Origin of the sequence: Microbacterium sp. NPDC056736, from assembly GCF_042790415.1 — a bacterium.
Classification (GTDB): Bacteria; Actinomycetota; Actinomycetes; order Actinomycetales; family Microbacteriaceae; genus Microbacterium.
In genome coordinates this window covers 183,413-198,569 of sequence record NZ_JBHTZE010000003.1, presented here as the reverse complement: position 1 = coordinate 198,569, position 15,157 = coordinate 183,413, and the positions used below count along the sequence as shown (strand labels likewise).

Below are 15,157 nucleotides of genomic sequence, written 5' to 3'. Positions count from 1 at the left end.
TCGAGTCACGTATGGCGCTCGACGACGGCGTCCCGCGCGTAGCTCAGCCCGACGTACTCGCCCAGGGGCCGACTGAACTCGTCGCGCGCGAGGTACCGCGCGCGCCCCAGACGCTCGATGGAGCCGAGGAATCCGCCGGAGGCGTTCCCCACCCAGAAGCCGCTGTCGACTTCGTGCCAGGTCGCGATCGAGCGATCTTCCCGGATGCGCCCTGCGACGCGTTCGATCATCGTCATTTTGTCTCCGTAGCATACTCACTTGGCGGTTATGACGTCTAGTGAATTACACAACGGCTGTGATACATATTCACTGGTGTTGACAGATGGTGGACTGTATGCCACCGACGGCGTGAGGAGGATTGAGAGATGGCACAGCTGTACTACGGAGCAGAGGCCCGTCCCGCCGAGATTCCCGACCATGTGCTGGCGCACATCAAGGTGCTGGCGGCGACCAAGCTGCGTCGCGGGGAGTCGTTCATGCTCACGTGGCCGAACGGCGAGGACCCGGCGCAGGGCCGCACCTCGGTGTGGATGCAGCCTTCGATCCCGCTCCGCTTCGTCTTCGACGGTCCCGAGCCGGACAGCCTGGATCGCGAGTACCTCCGCACGCTCGCCGACGAGGCGATGTCGGGCCGGGGGATCGTGCTGGAGTGGAACGGCGAAGCGCCGGACGCACCGAGCGCCGAGACGGGCCCGGAGCAGCCCCGCCCGGTGTCTGCGGTCGCCGCCTGACGCCCGGCACGCGCACAATGGACTGGTGATCTCGACCGAACTGGCGGTGGCGCTGCGCGATGCCGGCCTCATCTGGCATCCGCGTTCCGGCGACCGGTTCCAGCTGAACGAGCCGGAGTTCGAGGCCGACGTCTTCACCGTCAGCGAGATGACGATCGAGCCGAGGGAGTACGCCACCGGCAAGCTGCTCGCCTTCAACGGCACCACGGAGTGGGCGCTGGACTCCGTCGCCCTCGAGGACGCGCTGTGGCTGCCGCACGAGCACCAGCTGCGCGAACTCCTGCGCGGGGCCTTCCGCGCGCTCCGGCGCCTTCCGGACACGCACGAGGTGGAGATCGTGCTGGGCGGGGAGCGGCGGGTGTTCGAGCATCCCGAACCCGCCGACGCCTACGCGCTCGCGGTCCTGGAGCTTCTGGGCCGTCTCGCGTGACGTCAGCCCTCCGACGTGACGGAAGGGCGGACGCGGCCGGTGCGCAGGCTGGACGTCAGCCGATCGTGCTGACCGGCTCGGTGTCGGGGATCGGGCTCGCGCCCCGCACGCGCAGATCGGGGAGGCCACGGACGAAGGCGATGGCGACCGTGAGCGCGAGGCCGCAGAACGCCGCCGCGGCGATGTAGGCCGCAGCCACGCCGCCGGGGCCGTCGATGAGGAACCCCGCCACCGCCGAGCCCACCGCCGCGCCGATGAGCTGCCCGGTGCCGACCCACCCGAACGCCTCGGCCGTGTCGCTGAACTTCACGCTCGCCGTCGTGACCGCCGAGAGCACGGCGAGCGCCGGAGCGATGCCGATGCCCGCGACGAAGAGCGTGGCTCCGATCCACCACACGTTCAGCCACAGCGCCGTCAGGGCGAGCCCGAGCGTCACCACCGTCAGCCGCCGGGCCATCGCCCAGGACCCCATCGGCAGGTGGCCGAACGCGAAGCCGCCGATCAGGCTGCCGACCGAGAAGACCGCCAGCACCAGTCCCGCCTGGAGTCCGCCGTGATCGAAGGTCGCGACCACGGCGGCTTCCACGGCGGCGAACGAGCCGATGAGGAGGAAGCCGATCACCGTGGCGATGAGGATCGCCGGGCGCGTGAGCACCGTGCCGAACGACCTCTTGCTGCGCGGGATCCGGACGCGTCCGACCTCGGGGGAGAGGATGAACCACGTGCCGCCCGACACCAGGATCACCACGACCAGCACCAGCCCGACGACGGTGCCGGCCTGCGTGGCGACGAAGGTGATGAGCACCGGGGCGAGGATCCAGATGACCTCCTGCAGCGACGCGTCCAGCGAGTAGAGCGCGGTCAGCTGCGTCGAGTTCACCATCTTGGCGTAGATGGTGCGCACCGCGGCGACGATCGGCGGGGTCGAGGCGCCGGCGAGGAATCCGAGCACGATGTAGACGGGCACCGGGACGACGAGGAACGCGATTGCGGAGAGGGATGCCGCGCAGACCGCGGTCGTCAGTGTGAGTACCCGCCGCATGCCCCAGCGGCCCATCCAGCGGCTGGTGACGGGACCGGCGAGGGCCTGTCCGATCGAGACCGCCGCCAGCACGACGCCCGCCGCGCCGTAGGAACCGGTGATCCCCTCGATGTGCAGCAGGATGACGAGACTGATCATCCCGTTGGGGAATCGTGCCGTCAGCTGGGCGGCGATGATACGGGCGACCCCGGGAGTGCGCAGGAGTTCCCGGTAGCCGGCCACCTGTAAACGCTACGTCATGCGCGGCCCGGCCGACGACACGCCGACGACACGCCGAGGCGGCTCTCCACAGGCGAATCCGATGCCGGTCGCCGATGCGGCATCGCCGCTGTGGAGGAACGGGCGGCACGGGCCGGGAAAGCGTGGGGATCCAGGCGTTTTCCAGGCTTCGTCCGCTGTGGATGGATCGGTGGACAACCTGTGTTGTACATGGGGAGAACGGTGGAAAATCACACGGATGTAACTACTAGCCCTTGTGGTGCTATCGGATGTCGGTACCCATATGTAGTATTGGACTCCCGGTGGGGGGACTACCGGGAATCGCACCGGATGCCACCGGGGGAAGCACTGAGGAGACGGAATCGACATGGCGATCACGGTTTACACCAAGCCCGCGTGCGTGCAGTGCACGGCCACTTATCGGGCTCTCGATTCCAAGGGGATCGAGTACGAGATCCACGACCTCTCGGAGGACCCCGCGGCCCTCGAGCAGGTCAAGGCGCTGGGCTACCTCCAGGCGCCGGTCGTCATCACCGATGAGGACCACTGGTCGGGCTTCCGTCCCGACAAGATCGACGAGCTCGCTTCGCGACTGGGCTGACCGATGTCCGTCGTGACGCAGCGCGTCGCGACAGACGCGCCGCTGCTGGTCTACTTCTCCAGCGTGTCGGGCAACACCGCACGCTTCATCGAGAAGCTCGGCGCCCGGGCGGTCCGGATCCCTCTGCACACGACGGATCCGTCGCTCGTGGTCGACGAGCCGTACGTCCTCGTGACTCCCACCTATGGCGGAGGCCAGGGTAGGGGAGTCGAGAAGGGCGCCGTTCCGAAGCAGGTCATCCGGTTCCTCAACGACGAGCGCAACCGGCGCCTCATCCGCGGAGTGATCTCTGCGGGGAACGCCAACTTCGGCGAGCACTTCTGTCTCGCCGGCGACATCATCAGCCGCAAGTGCCACGTGCCGCACTTGTATCGGCTCGAGGTATTCGGCACGCCTGAAGATGTGGAACGCGTGAACGCGGGATTGGAACGATGGTGGAAACTCTGACGCAGAGCGACTTCAAGACTCAGGCACGGTTCGAGGGCATGGACTATCACGCCCTCAACGCGATGCTCAACCTGTACGACGCCGACGGGAAGATCCAGTTCGACGCCGACAAGCGCGCCGCACGGGAGTACTTCCTGCAGCACGTGAACCAGAACACGGTGTTCTTCCACTCCCTCAAGGAGCGCCTGGACTACCTGGTCGAGAAGGAGTACTACGAGCCGACGGTGCTCGAGAAGTACCCGTTCGAGTTCATCCAGCAGCTGAACGACTTCGCGTACGGCAAGAAGTTCCGCTTCGAGACGTTCCTCGGCGCCTTCAAGTACTACACGAGCTACACGCTGAAGACCTTCGACGGCAAGCGGTACCTCGAGCGCTTCGAGGACCGCGTCGTCATGACGGCGCTGGCGCTGGCCGACGGCGACCAGAAGCTGGCCACCGACCTGGTCGAAGAGATCATCTCCGGCCGGTTCCAGCCCGCCACCCCGACGTTCCTCAACGCCGGCAAGGCGCAGCGCGGCGAGCTCGTCTCGTGCTTCCTGCTGCGCATCGAAGACAACATGGAGTCGATCGCGCGCGGCATCAACTCCGCCCTCCAGCTGAGCAAGCGGGGCGGCGGCGTCGCCCTGCTGCTGTCGAACATCCGCGAGTCGGGTGCTCCGATCAAGCAGATCGAGAACCAGTCCTCGGGCATCATCCCGGTGATGAAGCTCCTCGAAGACAGCTTCAGCTACGCCAATCAGCTGGGCGCCCGTCAGGGTGCCGGCGCGGTGTACCTCAACGCCCACCACCCCGACATCATGCGGTTCCTCGACACCAAGCGCGAGAACGCCGACGAGAAGATCCGCATCAAGACGCTGTCGCTCGGCGTCGTGGTGCCGGACATCACCTTCGAGCTTGCCAAGAACGACGAGGACATGTACCTCTTCTCGCCGTACGACGTCGAGCGCGTCTACGGCCAGCCCTTCGGCGACGTCTCGGTCACCGAGAAGTACCGCGAGATGGTCGACGACCCGCGCATCAAGAAGACGAAGATCAACGCCCGCGAGTTCTTCCAGACGCTGGCCGAGATCCAGTTCGAGTCGGGCTACCCGTACATCATGTTCGAGGACACGGTGAACAAGGCCAACCCGATCAAGGGCCGGATCAACATGTCCAACCTGTGCTCCGAGATCCTCCAGGTCAACACGCCGACGACCTACAACGAGGACCTCTCGTACGCGCAGATCGGCAAGGACATCTCCTGCAACCTGGGCTCCCTCAACATCGCCCTCGCGATGGACGGCGGCAACCTGGCCAAGACGGTGGAGACCAGCATCCGCGCCCTCACCGCCGTCAGCGACCAGAGTCACATCCGCTCCGTCCGCTCGATCGAGGACGGCAACGACCGTTCGCACGCGATCGGCCTCGGGCAGATGAACCTCCACGGCTACCTGGCGCGCGAGCACGTGCACTACGGCTCGGAAGAGGGCGTCGACTTCACGAACATCTACTTCTACTCGGTGCTCTTCCACGCGCTGCGCGCGTCGAACAGGATCGCCATCGAGCGCGGCGAGGTGTTCGACGGCTTCTGGGATTCCAAGTACGCGACCGGCGAGTTCTTCGACAAGTACATCGACCAGGCATGGGTCCCGGCGACCGACAAGGTGAAGGACATGTTCGCCGGTCACCACATCCCGACGCAGGACGACTGGCGCGAGCTGAAGGCGTCGATCCAGCAGCACGGCATCTACAACCAGAACCTGCAGGCGGTGCCGCCCACCGGCTCGATCTCGTACATCAACAACTCCACCTCGTCGATCCACCCGATCGCGGCCAAGATCGAGATCCGCAAGGAGGGCAAGCTCGGCCGCGTCTACTACCCGGCCGCGTTCATGACGAACGACAACCTGGAGTACTACCAGGACGCCTACGAGATCGGCTACGAGAAGGTCATCGACACGTACGCCGCCGCCACCCAGCACGTGGACCAGGGGCTGTCGCTGACGCTGTTCTTCAAGGACACCGCCACGACGCGCGACATCAACAAGGCCCAGATCTACGCCTGGCGCAAGGGCATCAAGACGATCTACTACATCCGTCTGCGGCAGATGGCGCTCGAGGGCACGGACATGTCCGAGTGCGTCTCGTGCACGTTGTGATCCGACCTGAGACTTTCGGAGAAGAAGGAAAGATGAGCGAGAAGCTCCAGCTCCTGGATCACGTCCAGGCCATCAACTGGAACCGTATCCAGGACGACAAGGACCTCGAGGTGTGGAACCGCCTCGTGAACAACTTCTGGCTGCCCGAGAAGGTGCCGCTGTCCAACGACATCCAGTCGTGGAACACGCTCACCCCCGAGGAGCAGACCCTCACCATGCGGGTGTTCACCGGGCTCACCCTGCTCGACACGATCCAGGGCACCGTCGGCGCCGTTTCGCTGATCCCGGACGCCCTCACCCCGCACGAGGAGGCCGTCTACACGAACATCGCGTTCATGGAGTCGGTGCACGCCAAGTCGTACTCGTCGATCTTCTCGACGCTGTGCTCGACGAAGGAGATCGACGAGGCGTTCCGCTGGTCGGTGGAGAACGAGAACCTTCAGAAGAAGGCTCAGATCGTCATGGAGTACTACCGAGGCGACGAGCCCCTCAAGCGCAAGGTCGCCTCGACCCTGCTGGAGTCGTTCCTGTTCTACTCGGGCTTCTACCTGCCGATGCACTGGTCGAGCCGCGCCAAGCTCACCAACACCGCCGACCTCATCCGCCTCATCATCCGCGACGAGGCCGTGCACGGCTACTACATCGGCTACAAGTTCCAGCGCGGGCTCGAGAAGGTCGATGAGGCCACCCGCAACGACATCAAGGACTACACGTTCTCGCTGCTGTACGAGCTCTACGACAACGAGGTGCAGTACACGCAGGACCTCTACGACGGCGTCGGTCTCACCGAGGACGTCAAGAAGTTCCTGCACTACAACGCCAACAAGGCCCTCATGAACCTGGGCTACGAGGCGATGTTCCCCGCCACGGTCACGAACGTGAACCCGGCGATCCTGTCGGCTCTCTCGCCGAACGCCGACGAGAACCACGACTTCTTCTCGGGGTCGGGCTCGTCGTACGTCATCGGCAAGGCCGAGGCCACCGAAGACGAGGACTGGGACTTCTAGATCACCCCCGGGCCGCGGCGGGTGAATCGCCGTGCGGCCGGCCTCCGGACAGTCACGAGCGCCCCGGCGTTCCTCACCCTCGGGTGGGGATGCCGGGGCGTTTCGCGCGCAGCGCATTGTCCCCCGAATGGGGGACACGGTAGTGTTGCGGCCGGGTGGGGAGCGAGGTCCTGGGAATATGACCTCTCCTCGGCCGACTGGGGAATCTCTGGGGCTACGCCGCCGACCTTCCCCGTGCGCACCCCCCGGCGCATAGGAGGGTCCCTCGGACGCTGCAGATAGAGCCTGTAGCGTCCGAGGGACCTGGGCGTCCCCGCAGCGTTGTCACACGCCCATTGGGGAGGGGCTCGGCACTGGGGATGCCTTCGTAACGCGGCCGAACATGTGCGGGGATCGACCCGGTGCCACCATACCGAGTGGACACGGCGTTTTTCGCGATCCTCGCGCGAGGCGCGCCGTACAGGTGTTTCACAGGATCGCTCCGAACCCGCCGACGAACTCCCCGAAGTCGCGTAATAGACACCCCGGTGCGGTGTCTCTTCAATGGGGGATGACGCCGGAGCCCCGGTCCGGTGCCCCGGCCGCGAGTCCCGAGCTTGCGGCTACCGGGGGTGCCGACATTCTCGCGTCGGCCCCCCGGTCATATCTCCCCTCGACCGATCGCCATCTGGCGCCGTCGCGGCTTCCCCGACACGATGGACCTAGTCGTGAGTCCGCACCGTCGCGGGAGGTCTTCGTGGATGCCGCGTCCCCTGTCACACATCGCACCGTCGCGCTCATCGGGGCCAGCGGCGCCGGCAAGACGACACTCGCCGAGGCCCTGCTGCACCGCGCCGGTGCGATCCCGAGAATGGGGAGCGTCGAGCAGGGCACCACCGTGTGCGACTTCGAGGCCGAGGAGACCGCGCGAGGCGTGTCGCTGGGACTGTCGCTGGCGTACCTGGTGTGGGCGGCCGAGGGCGGCAGCACCGCGCTGACGCTGGCCGACACGCCGGGGCATCCTGATTTCATCGGCGCGGTCGACGCCGCGCTGTCCGTCGCCGACGTCGCCGTCGTCGCCGTCAGCGCCGTGGACGGCGTGACGGCGGGCACGAAGGCGGCGTGGGCGGCCGCCGAGGGGGCCGGTGTCCCGCGCATCGTCGTCGTGACGCAGGAGGACCGGGCGCGCGCCGACTTCCGCCGCGTGCTGGGAGAGCTGCGGAGCACGTTCGGCTCGCGGCTCGTGCCGCTGGAGCTTCCCGTGGGCGAGGAGCAGGGCTTCCATGCCATCGCCGACGTGCTCGGCGAGCACCTGCTGGTGTACGACGAGGGCGGTCGTCATCAGGAGGAGCCCATCCCCGCCGACATCGCCGACGAGGAGCACCGGCTCCACCAGGATGCGACCGAGGAGATCGTGTCGCACGACGACGCCCAGCTGGAGGCGTACCTCGACGGCGACGAGCCGTCCGCCCGCGAGCTCGGCCGCACCCTCGCGAAGGAGGTCGCCGCGAACGAGGCCGTCCCCGTGCTGCTGTGCTCCGCCGGCTCGGAGGCCGGCGTCGACCGCGTGCTGGATCTGCTCTGCGAGCTCGCTCCCGCGCCGGGGACGAGAGACGGGTCGATCCGCATCGGCGTCGACGACGACGGCGAGGGCGGTACCGAGCAGGCGGTCGCGATCGACGCGGCCGGCGAGCCGCTGGTGCATGTTTTCCGCACGCTGGCCGATCCGTTCGTCGGACAGGTCGCGATGCTCAAGGTGCTCTCCGGGGTGCTCCGGCCGGGCGACCGGCTGCACAACGCGACGACCGGTGCGGACGAGCGGATGCCGGCCCTGTTCCGGCTGCGCGGCGCCGAGCACCTCCCTGCCGACGCTCTCCGCGCCGGCGACGTGGGCGCGGTGGCCAAGCTCGCCGGCACGCCGTCGGGCTCGCTGCTGTGGAGCAGGCCGCGCACCGGTGCGCGGCCGAGGCGCCTGCCGGAGCGGCATCCGGTGTACGCGGTGAGCCTGGAGCCGGTCTCGCAGTCCGACGACGCGAAGCTGACGACCGCGCTCGCGCGGCTCGTATCGGACGACCCGACGCTCGTGGTCGATCGTGCAGGCGGGGCGACGGTCCTCCGGGGCCTCGGCGACACGCACGTCGCGGTGGCCGTCGAGCGACTGGCCCGCGTGCTGGGCGTGCACGTCGAGACCTCGCCGGCGCCGGTCGCCTACCGGGAGACGATCGCGGGCACGGCCAGCGCTGAGGGCAAGCTGAAGAAGCAGTCGGGCGGTCACGGGCAGTTCGCCGTCGTGCAGTTGCGCGTCTCGCCGCTGGCGCCCGGCGGCGGGTTCGAGTTCCAGGACTCCGTCGTGGGCGGTGCCGTACCCCGCTCCTACATCCCCGCCGTCGAGAGGGGTGCCCGTGACGCGCTGGCGACGGGAGGGCCGCAGGGGCATCCAGTGGTCGACGTGCGCGTGGAGCTCTACGACGGCAAGGCGCACTCGGTCGACTCGTCCGAGATGGCGTTCCGCACGGCGGCATCGCTGGGGGTGAAGGCGGCACTGGCGCAGGCGGGCACCGTGCTGCTGGAGCCGGTCTCGAGGGTGACCGTCACCGTCCCGGCGACACTGCAGGGCCCGGTTCTCACCGACCTCGCCGGCCGCAGGGCTCGCGTCGGTTCCACCGAGCGCAGCGACGACGGCCGCGCTCGCATCAGGGCGACGGTCCCAGACTCCGAACTGCGCCGATACGTGCTCGACCTGCGCTCGCTCACCGCCGGCCAAGGTGAGCTCGAGATCGTGCCGGAGCGTTACGAGCCGGCCAACGGGGTGCGCTGACGGGGCGCCCGCTCCGCACCGGCACGCGCCCGGAGGCGAATTAAGCCGAACGCGTGACACGGGGCCGTCCGCGTTCCTACAGTGGTCACATCGACGCGGGCTGTGGGAGCCTGCGGACCGGTGTCGCACGCGGTGGAATGGGGAGTGGGCCGTGGAGATGGACTCGGGATCCAAGGGCGATGCGGCCACCGCCGCGCCGGTGACGCGCGGAACGCTGATCTGGTTCGGCCTCGCGTTCGTGCTGCTGTCCTTCTTCGCCGCCTTCCTCGGGTCGTGGCTGGCGAGGAGCGTCGACACGGCGGACCCCGCCCCGTCGCCTTCCGCCACCGTCGCGACGCCCGAGTACGACGAGGTGCTCGCCGACGTGCTGCCGGCGGGCTCCGCCGTGCGGGCGGGCTCGGGACCGCCGGAGTCGGGCAAGGGGTATGAAGGCGACGTGTACATCGACATCCTGACCGCGGACCTGTATCTGTTCCAGGAGGACTGGTCCTTCGTGGCGAACCTGCGGGACGCGGCGGCTGAGAACCTCAGCGGCGAGCAGGGCCCGGAGGGCGCCCAGGGCCCCGCCGGCCCGCAGGGCGAGCAGGGCGAGGAAGGCGAGCAGGGCGAGCAGGGGGAGCAGGGGGAGCAGGGGGAGCAGGGTGCGCCCGGCACCCAGGTGCTGCTCGGCACGTCGGAACCCGACGCGGACGCCTGCGCGACGGACGGAGATGTCTTCATCGACACCGTGACGGTGCAGTTCTACCAGTGCGCGGCCGGCGAGTGGGTGCTGTTCGGCCCGACGCCCGCGCCCGAGCCGTCGCCGGACGAGTAGACCTCAGCGTCGCGTCGACGCGGTGACCGTGAACTTGGCGTTCCGGCCGATCTGCGTCGTCGGGCCCACGACGCGCTCGAGTGCGGAGCGGTACCGCAGGCCGGAGTTCCACACCGCCCACAGCCGCCCGCTCGGCTGGAGCACGCGGGCGGCCTCGGCGAACATGAGCGGGGCGATGCCCTCGTGCACCGCTGAGCCGGAATGGAAGGGCGGGTTGAGGGCGATGAAGGCAGCGCTGCGGTCGGCCCGCGAACGCAGCATGTCGTCGCGGACCACCTCGACGCGGTCCGCGACGGAGTTCGCGGCCGCCGTGGCCAGGGCGGATGCCACGGCGGCGGCGGACTGGTCCGTCGCGAGCACGCGCAGCCCTGGATTGCGCAGGGCGAGCGCGGTGGCGATCACGCCGGTGCCGCAGGCGAAGTCGATGGCCGGCGACGCGCGATCGTCTACGAGGGGGAGATGCTCCAGGAGGAACCGGGTGCCGATGTCGATCGAGGGGCCGGCGAACGCGCCGCCGAACGCGCACACGACGAGGCCGTCGTGCACCTGCATCCGGGGCTCTGGGTCTGCGCCGCCGCGGGGCTCACGGGCGACGAGCACCCGCGACTTCTGGCGGGCGTGGCTGACGTCCAGCCGTGCGAATCGCTCGCGCAGGACGTCGTTCATCGCGAGCGACATGTGCTTCACCCGCCCGCCCGCGTAGACCTCCACGTCGCGGGCCGCGTGCGCCGCGACCAGCCCGGCGATGTCGCGCAGGGCGTCGAGGGAGCGCGGCAGGCGCAGCAGCACGACCCGCGCGTCGCGCACCAGCTCCGGGTCCAGCGGCAGCGACGAGAAGGCGTCACCCAGGCCGCAGCGCGCGGCGTTGGCGGCCAGTGCCCGCTCGCCGGTGAGCGGGTCCTGGTGGACGCGGACGCCGCGCGCCCCCTCGGCCGCTGCGCCCAGCGTGAGGGCGCCGTACCCGTCGCCGATGACGACGAGCTCGCCGGCGTCGGCTCTGCGACGAGCGGCGGCCGATTCGTCGAGGAGCAGCCGGTCCGCAGCATCCGCCGCCAGGAGATCGGGAGCCTCGACGTCGGGCCACCGCCGCAGACCGTCGATCGAGAACGTCACCGTCCCACGGTATCGGTCGCCGCGTGGGATGGATCGGCCGCCCGGCCGCGGATGAGCGGCGCTCGGACGCGCCGGGGGCTAGCATTTAGCCCGTGTCCGAGCGTCCGTTCAGCCCCGTCATCGCGCTGCTGACGGTGGCGAGCGTGTGGGACCAGCACCTCGGCGCCCAGCTGCGCGACCTCGGGCTCACCACCAGGAAGTACGGGCTGCTCGCGCACATCGACGTGACCCCGGGCATCTCCTTCAGCGAGCTCGCCCGCCGCTCTCAGATCACGGTGCAGTCCGCGCACACCGCCGTGCAGACCCTCGTGGACGCCGGACTCGTCGCCGACGCCACCGCGCATGCCGGAGCGGCGTCCGATCTTCGCGTCACCGACCGTGGCGGCGCGGTGCTTCGGGCAGCCGAGGAGCGACTGGCCAGTCTCGACGCCGCCCTCGCGGAGGGCGCGCCGGAACTCGCCACCGCGCTCGAGGGACTCCATGAGGAGCCCTACGGGTTGGACCGCCCCACACGGCTTCAGGGAACCTGAAGGAGTTTCAGCTACGCTGAAGGTGTGTTTCGCAACCCGCATTCGCTGTTCCGCTTCCTCGCCATCGCGGAAGCCGTCTCCTGGACCCTCCTCATCGCCGGACTCATCGCCCGTGCCGCCACGGGGTGGGCGCCGGGCGTCACCATCGGCGGCGGCATCCACGGCTTCATCTTCCTGTCGTACGCGGCGACGGTCGTCCTCGTCGCGCTGAACAACCGGTGGCGGGTCGCCCCGACCGCCGTCGCACTCGTCAGTGCCGTGATCCCCTATGCGACGATCCCGACCGAGCTGTGGCTGCAGCGCACCGGACAGCTGGCAGGAGCGTGGCGGCTGGAGGAGACCGATGACCCGCGGGACGCGAGCTGGTTCGACCGGCTGATGCGCTGGTTCCTGCGGCGGCCGTGGGTTCTCGGTGCGCTCATCGCGCTCGCGGTGATCGCGCTCTTCGTGGTGCTGCTGATCCTCGGCCCGCCCGGCGGGCGAGACTGAGCCGTCACCGCCGGGAATAGCCCGCGCCCGAGCTCGCGTTGAAGTTGACATCGCAGGTATCAAGTTCAAGACTTGATACTCGTCCACTCAAGTTCAGGAGAGACGGAATGCCCGAAGACTTCACCCCACAGGCCGGCGGCGAGGAGAGCTCGTTCGACGAGTTCCTGGCACGCTACCTCGCGGGGGAGCGTGCGCGCGCAGAGCGCTCCATCGATCTCAGCCGGTACCTCGGCGCCCGCACGCAGGAGCTCCTCCAGCGCGCCGGCAGGTACGCGCTCGAGCGCGGACAGCACGAGCTGGACGCCCTCCACGTGCTGCGCGTCCTCGTCTCCGAGCCCCCGGCCCGGGACGCGGTCCGTCGCATCGGCGCCGACGTCGCGGCGATCGTGCGCGCCGCGGAGGACCGCCTCCCCGCGGCGTCGGCGGCTGCCGACGTCGACGGGGCCGTCGTCACCTCGTCGGTGCAGCGCGCCCTGTTCCACGCCTTCCAGGTGGCGCGCTCATCCGGCTCGACGTACGTCGACCCCGAGCACCTCTTCTTCGCGCTGGTGCTGGCGCAGGACACCCCTGCCGGTCAGGTGCTGGCACGGGCCGGCGTGACCGCCGAGGCGCTCACGCAGGGCGCCCGCGAGACGGTGTCGCCGTCCGCGGCACCCGACGGCGATGACGAGACGGATGCCGCGGCATCCGGCACCCCCATGCTCGCCGCGTACGGCACCGACCTGACGGCTCGCGCCGCGGCCGGCGAACTCGACCCGGTGATCGGGCGGGCCGACGAGATCGAGCAGACGATCGAGATCCTGAGCCGCCGCACCAAGAACAACCCCGTGCTCGTCGGCGAGGCCGGCGTGGGCAAGACCGCCATCGTGGAGGGACTCGCCCAGGCCATCGTCGACGGCGCGGTGCCGGAGCAGCTGCTCGGCCGGCGCGTGGTCTCGCTCGACCTGCCCGCGATGCTCGCGGGCACGCGCTACCGCGGCGACTTCGAGGAGCGCCTCACCAAGACGATGGACGAGATCGCCGCCCGCAAGGGCGAGCTGATCGTCTTCATCGACGAGGTGCACACCGTCGTCGGTGCGGGCGGCGCCGGTGACGGCGGCATGGACGCGGGGAACATCCTCAAGCCACGGCTCGCGCGCGGCGACCTGCACCTCGTCGGTGCGACCACGCTCAAGGAGTACCGCCTCATCGAGAAGGACCCGGCGCTGGAGCGCCGGTTCCAGCCGGTGAAGGTGGGCGAGCCCTCGATCGAGGACGCCGTGCTCATCCTGCGGGGCCTCAAGTCCGCGTACGAGGAGCACCACGGCATCGTGTACACCGACGAGGCGCTGCGGGCCGCCGTCGAGCTCAGCGACCGCTATCTCACCGAGCGCGTCCTGCCCGACAAGGCGATCGACCTCATCGACCAGGCCGGTGCGCGGCTGCGGCTGCGCTTGGGCGCCCAGGTCGACGTGAGCGGTCTGATCGAGCGGCTGGCGACCCTCGAGGCGGACAAGAACGCCGCCGTCTCGGCCGAGCACTACGAGGAGGCGTCGCGCATCCGCGACGAGATCGGCGACGTGCAGGGGCGGATCGAGCGGGCGACCGCTGCCGGCGCCGCGACCCGCGCGGACGCGATCGTCGACGAGCCGGAGATCGCCGCGGTGATCAGCCGTGCGACCGGCATTCCGGTGAACCGCCTCACCGAGACCGAGCGGGAGCGCCTCGCGGCGCTCGAGGACGAGCTGCACGGCCGTGTGATCGGCCAGGACGACGCGGTGACCGCCGTCGCCAAGGCGGTGCGACGCAACCGCACGGGCATGGGCGACGCCCGGCGCCCGGTCGGGTCGTTCCTCTTCCTCGGCCCGACGGGCGTCGGCAAGACGGAGCTCGCCAAGGCGCTCGCGGCGAGTCTCTTCGACGACGAGGGCGCCGTCATCCGCTTCGACATGAGCGAGTTCGGCGAGCGGCACACGGTGTCGCGGCTGGTCGGCGCTCCTCCCGGATACGTCGGCTACGACGAGGCCGGCCAGCTCACCGAGCGCGTGCGGCGCAACCCGTACTCGATCGTGCTGTTCGACGAGATCGAGAAGGCGCACCCCGACGTGTTCAACTTGCTCCTGCAGGTGCTCGACGACGGGCGCCTCACCGACGGGCAGGGCCGCACGATCGACTTCCGCAACACCGTGATCGTCATGACGTCCAACCTCGGCTCGGAGTTCCTCGCCTCGCGCGGCGGCGCCATCGGATTCCTCCCCGACGGGGGCGGTCCGACCGGCTTCGGATCGGAGAAGGATCTGCGCGATCGCGTGTTCGGCAAGCTCCGCGAGGCGATGCGACCCGAGTTCCTCAACCGCATCGACGAGATCGTGCTGTTCCGCAAGCTCGAGAAGCCGCAGCTCGAGCGCATCGTCCGCCTGCTGCTGGGGGCATCCGAGTCGCGTCTGGCCAGGCGCGAGGTCGACCTCATCGTCACCGACGGCGCCGTGGCGTGGCTGGCCGAGCACGGCTACGAGCCCGAGTACGGCGCGCGCCCGCTGCGCCGGCTCATCCAGCGCGAGGTCGACGACCGCATCGCGGACCTGTTCGTGACGGGTGCGCTGGCCGACGGCGGCACCGTCACCGTGGATGCCGCAGCGGACGGATTGTCCGTCGCAGCCGGTTCGGCGTTCGCGGCGGCCGCATAGCGGACCCCTCAGGCCGAGAGGCGGCGGGGCGGCGGGGACCGCGCCGCGGGGCGGGCCGGCGCCCCGGCGCCCCCCCCCCCCCCCGGGGGCCCCCCGGGGGCCCCCCCCCCGCGTCCGGCGCTGGTCGGGCTAC

At 69.5% G+C, this 15,157-nt stretch carries 14 protein-coding genes; 11 read left to right on the top strand and 3 right to left on the bottom strand.

What is annotated here, in order from left to right:
* Positions 1–5: 5 nt before the first annotated feature.
* Positions 6–236 carry a hypothetical protein gene (locus ACFRAL_RS08325; protein ID WP_378881641.1) on the bottom strand — a complete coding sequence of 77 codons (231 nt, stop codon included), beginning with the start codon at positions 234–236 and terminating at the stop codon, positions 6–8.
* 129 nt (positions 237–365) lie between these two features.
* Here ACFRAL_RS08325 and ACFRAL_RS08320 point away from each other — a divergent pair, with 129 nt between their 5' ends.
* Together ACFRAL_RS08320 and ACFRAL_RS08315 are read left to right on the top strand one after the other, a co-directional pair.
* Positions 366–731, top strand: coding sequence for a hypothetical protein (locus ACFRAL_RS08320; protein ID WP_336396543.1), 366 nt, complete (start codon positions 366–368; stop codon positions 729–731).
* A 25-nt stretch (positions 732–756) separates the two neighbouring features.
* Entirely contained in the window at positions 757–1,161 is a 405-nt protein-coding gene (locus ACFRAL_RS08315; protein WP_336396542.1) for a pilus assembly protein CpaE, read from the top strand.
* A gap of 55 nt (positions 1,162–1,216) precedes the next feature.
* On the opposite strand, the gene ACFRAL_RS08310 is transcribed toward ACFRAL_RS08315, so the two are convergent.
* Complete coding sequence (locus ACFRAL_RS08310; protein WP_336396541.1) at positions 1,217–2,425, bottom strand: MFS transporter; 1,209 nt, start codon at positions 2,423–2,425, stop codon at positions 1,217–1,219.
* 364 nt (positions 2,426–2,789) lie between these two features.
* Between ACFRAL_RS08310 and nrdH the strand changes: the two genes are divergently transcribed.
* The 6 genes from nrdH to ACFRAL_RS08280 all read left to right on the top strand — a co-directional run bounded on the left by nrdH (position 2,790) and on the right by ACFRAL_RS08280 (position 10,226).
* A complete protein-coding gene (gene nrdH, locus ACFRAL_RS08305; protein ID WP_336396540.1) occupies positions 2,790–3,023 on the top strand; it encodes a glutaredoxin-like protein NrdH in 234 nt (77 codons plus the stop codon).
* A gap of 3 nt (positions 3,024–3,026) precedes the next feature.
* The gene (nrdI, locus tag ACFRAL_RS08300; RefSeq protein ID WP_378881637.1) at positions 3,027–3,470 is read left to right on the top strand and encodes a class Ib ribonucleoside-diphosphate reductase assembly flavoprotein NrdI; all 444 of its coding nucleotides are present in this window, start codon (positions 3,027–3,029) and stop codon (positions 3,468–3,470) included.
* Positions 3,455–5,608 carry a class 1b ribonucleoside-diphosphate reductase subunit alpha gene (nrdE, locus tag ACFRAL_RS08295; protein WP_336396538.1) on the top strand — a complete coding sequence of 718 codons (2,154 nt, stop codon included), beginning with the start codon at positions 3,455–3,457 and terminating at the stop codon, positions 5,606–5,608. Before nrdI ends, nrdE begins: the two co-directional genes overlap by 16 nt.
* Positions 5,609–5,640: 32 nt before the next feature.
* Positions 5,641–6,615: a class 1b ribonucleoside-diphosphate reductase subunit beta gene (gene nrdF / locus ACFRAL_RS08290; protein ID WP_378881634.1), complete on the top strand. Its 975-nt coding sequence runs from the start codon at positions 5,641–5,643 to the stop codon at positions 6,613–6,615.
* Between the two features lie 736 nt (positions 6,616–7,351).
* On the top strand, positions 7,352–9,412 hold the full coding sequence (locus tag ACFRAL_RS08285) for an elongation factor G (RefSeq protein WP_378881631.1): 2,061 nt from the start codon (positions 7,352–7,354) through the stop codon (positions 9,410–9,412).
* Positions 9,413–9,563: 151 nt separating this feature from the next.
* Entirely contained in the window at positions 9,564–10,226 is a 663-nt protein-coding gene (locus ACFRAL_RS08280; protein ID WP_378881628.1) for a hypothetical protein, read from the top strand.
* A 3-nt stretch (positions 10,227–10,229) separates the two neighbouring features.
* Here ACFRAL_RS08280 and ACFRAL_RS08275 read toward each other — a convergent pair whose 3' ends face one another.
* Positions 10,230–11,339: a class I SAM-dependent methyltransferase gene (locus ACFRAL_RS08275; RefSeq protein ID WP_378881625.1), complete on the bottom strand. Its 1,110-nt coding sequence runs from the start codon at positions 11,337–11,339 to the stop codon at positions 10,230–10,232.
* A 92-nt stretch (positions 11,340–11,431) separates the two neighbouring features.
* On the opposite strand from ACFRAL_RS08275, the gene ACFRAL_RS08270 reads away from it, so the two are divergent.
* From ACFRAL_RS08270 to ACFRAL_RS08260, 3 genes are all read left to right on the top strand, one after another.
* Positions 11,432–11,869, top strand: a complete 438-nt coding sequence (locus ACFRAL_RS08270; protein ID WP_336396533.1) for a helix-turn-helix domain-containing protein — start codon at positions 11,432–11,434, stop codon at positions 11,867–11,869.
* A gap of 24 nt (positions 11,870–11,893) precedes the next feature.
* Entirely contained in the window at positions 11,894–12,358 is a 465-nt protein-coding gene (locus tag ACFRAL_RS08265) for a DUF3817 domain-containing protein (RefSeq protein WP_378881622.1), read from the top strand.
* A 107-nt stretch (positions 12,359–12,465) separates the two neighbouring features.
* Positions 12,466–15,024 carry an ATP-dependent Clp protease ATP-binding subunit gene (locus tag ACFRAL_RS08260; protein ID WP_378881619.1) on the top strand — a complete coding sequence of 853 codons (2,559 nt, stop codon included), beginning with the start codon at positions 12,466–12,468 and terminating at the stop codon, positions 15,022–15,024.
* The last annotated feature ends 133 nt before the right edge of the window (positions 15,025–15,157 follow it).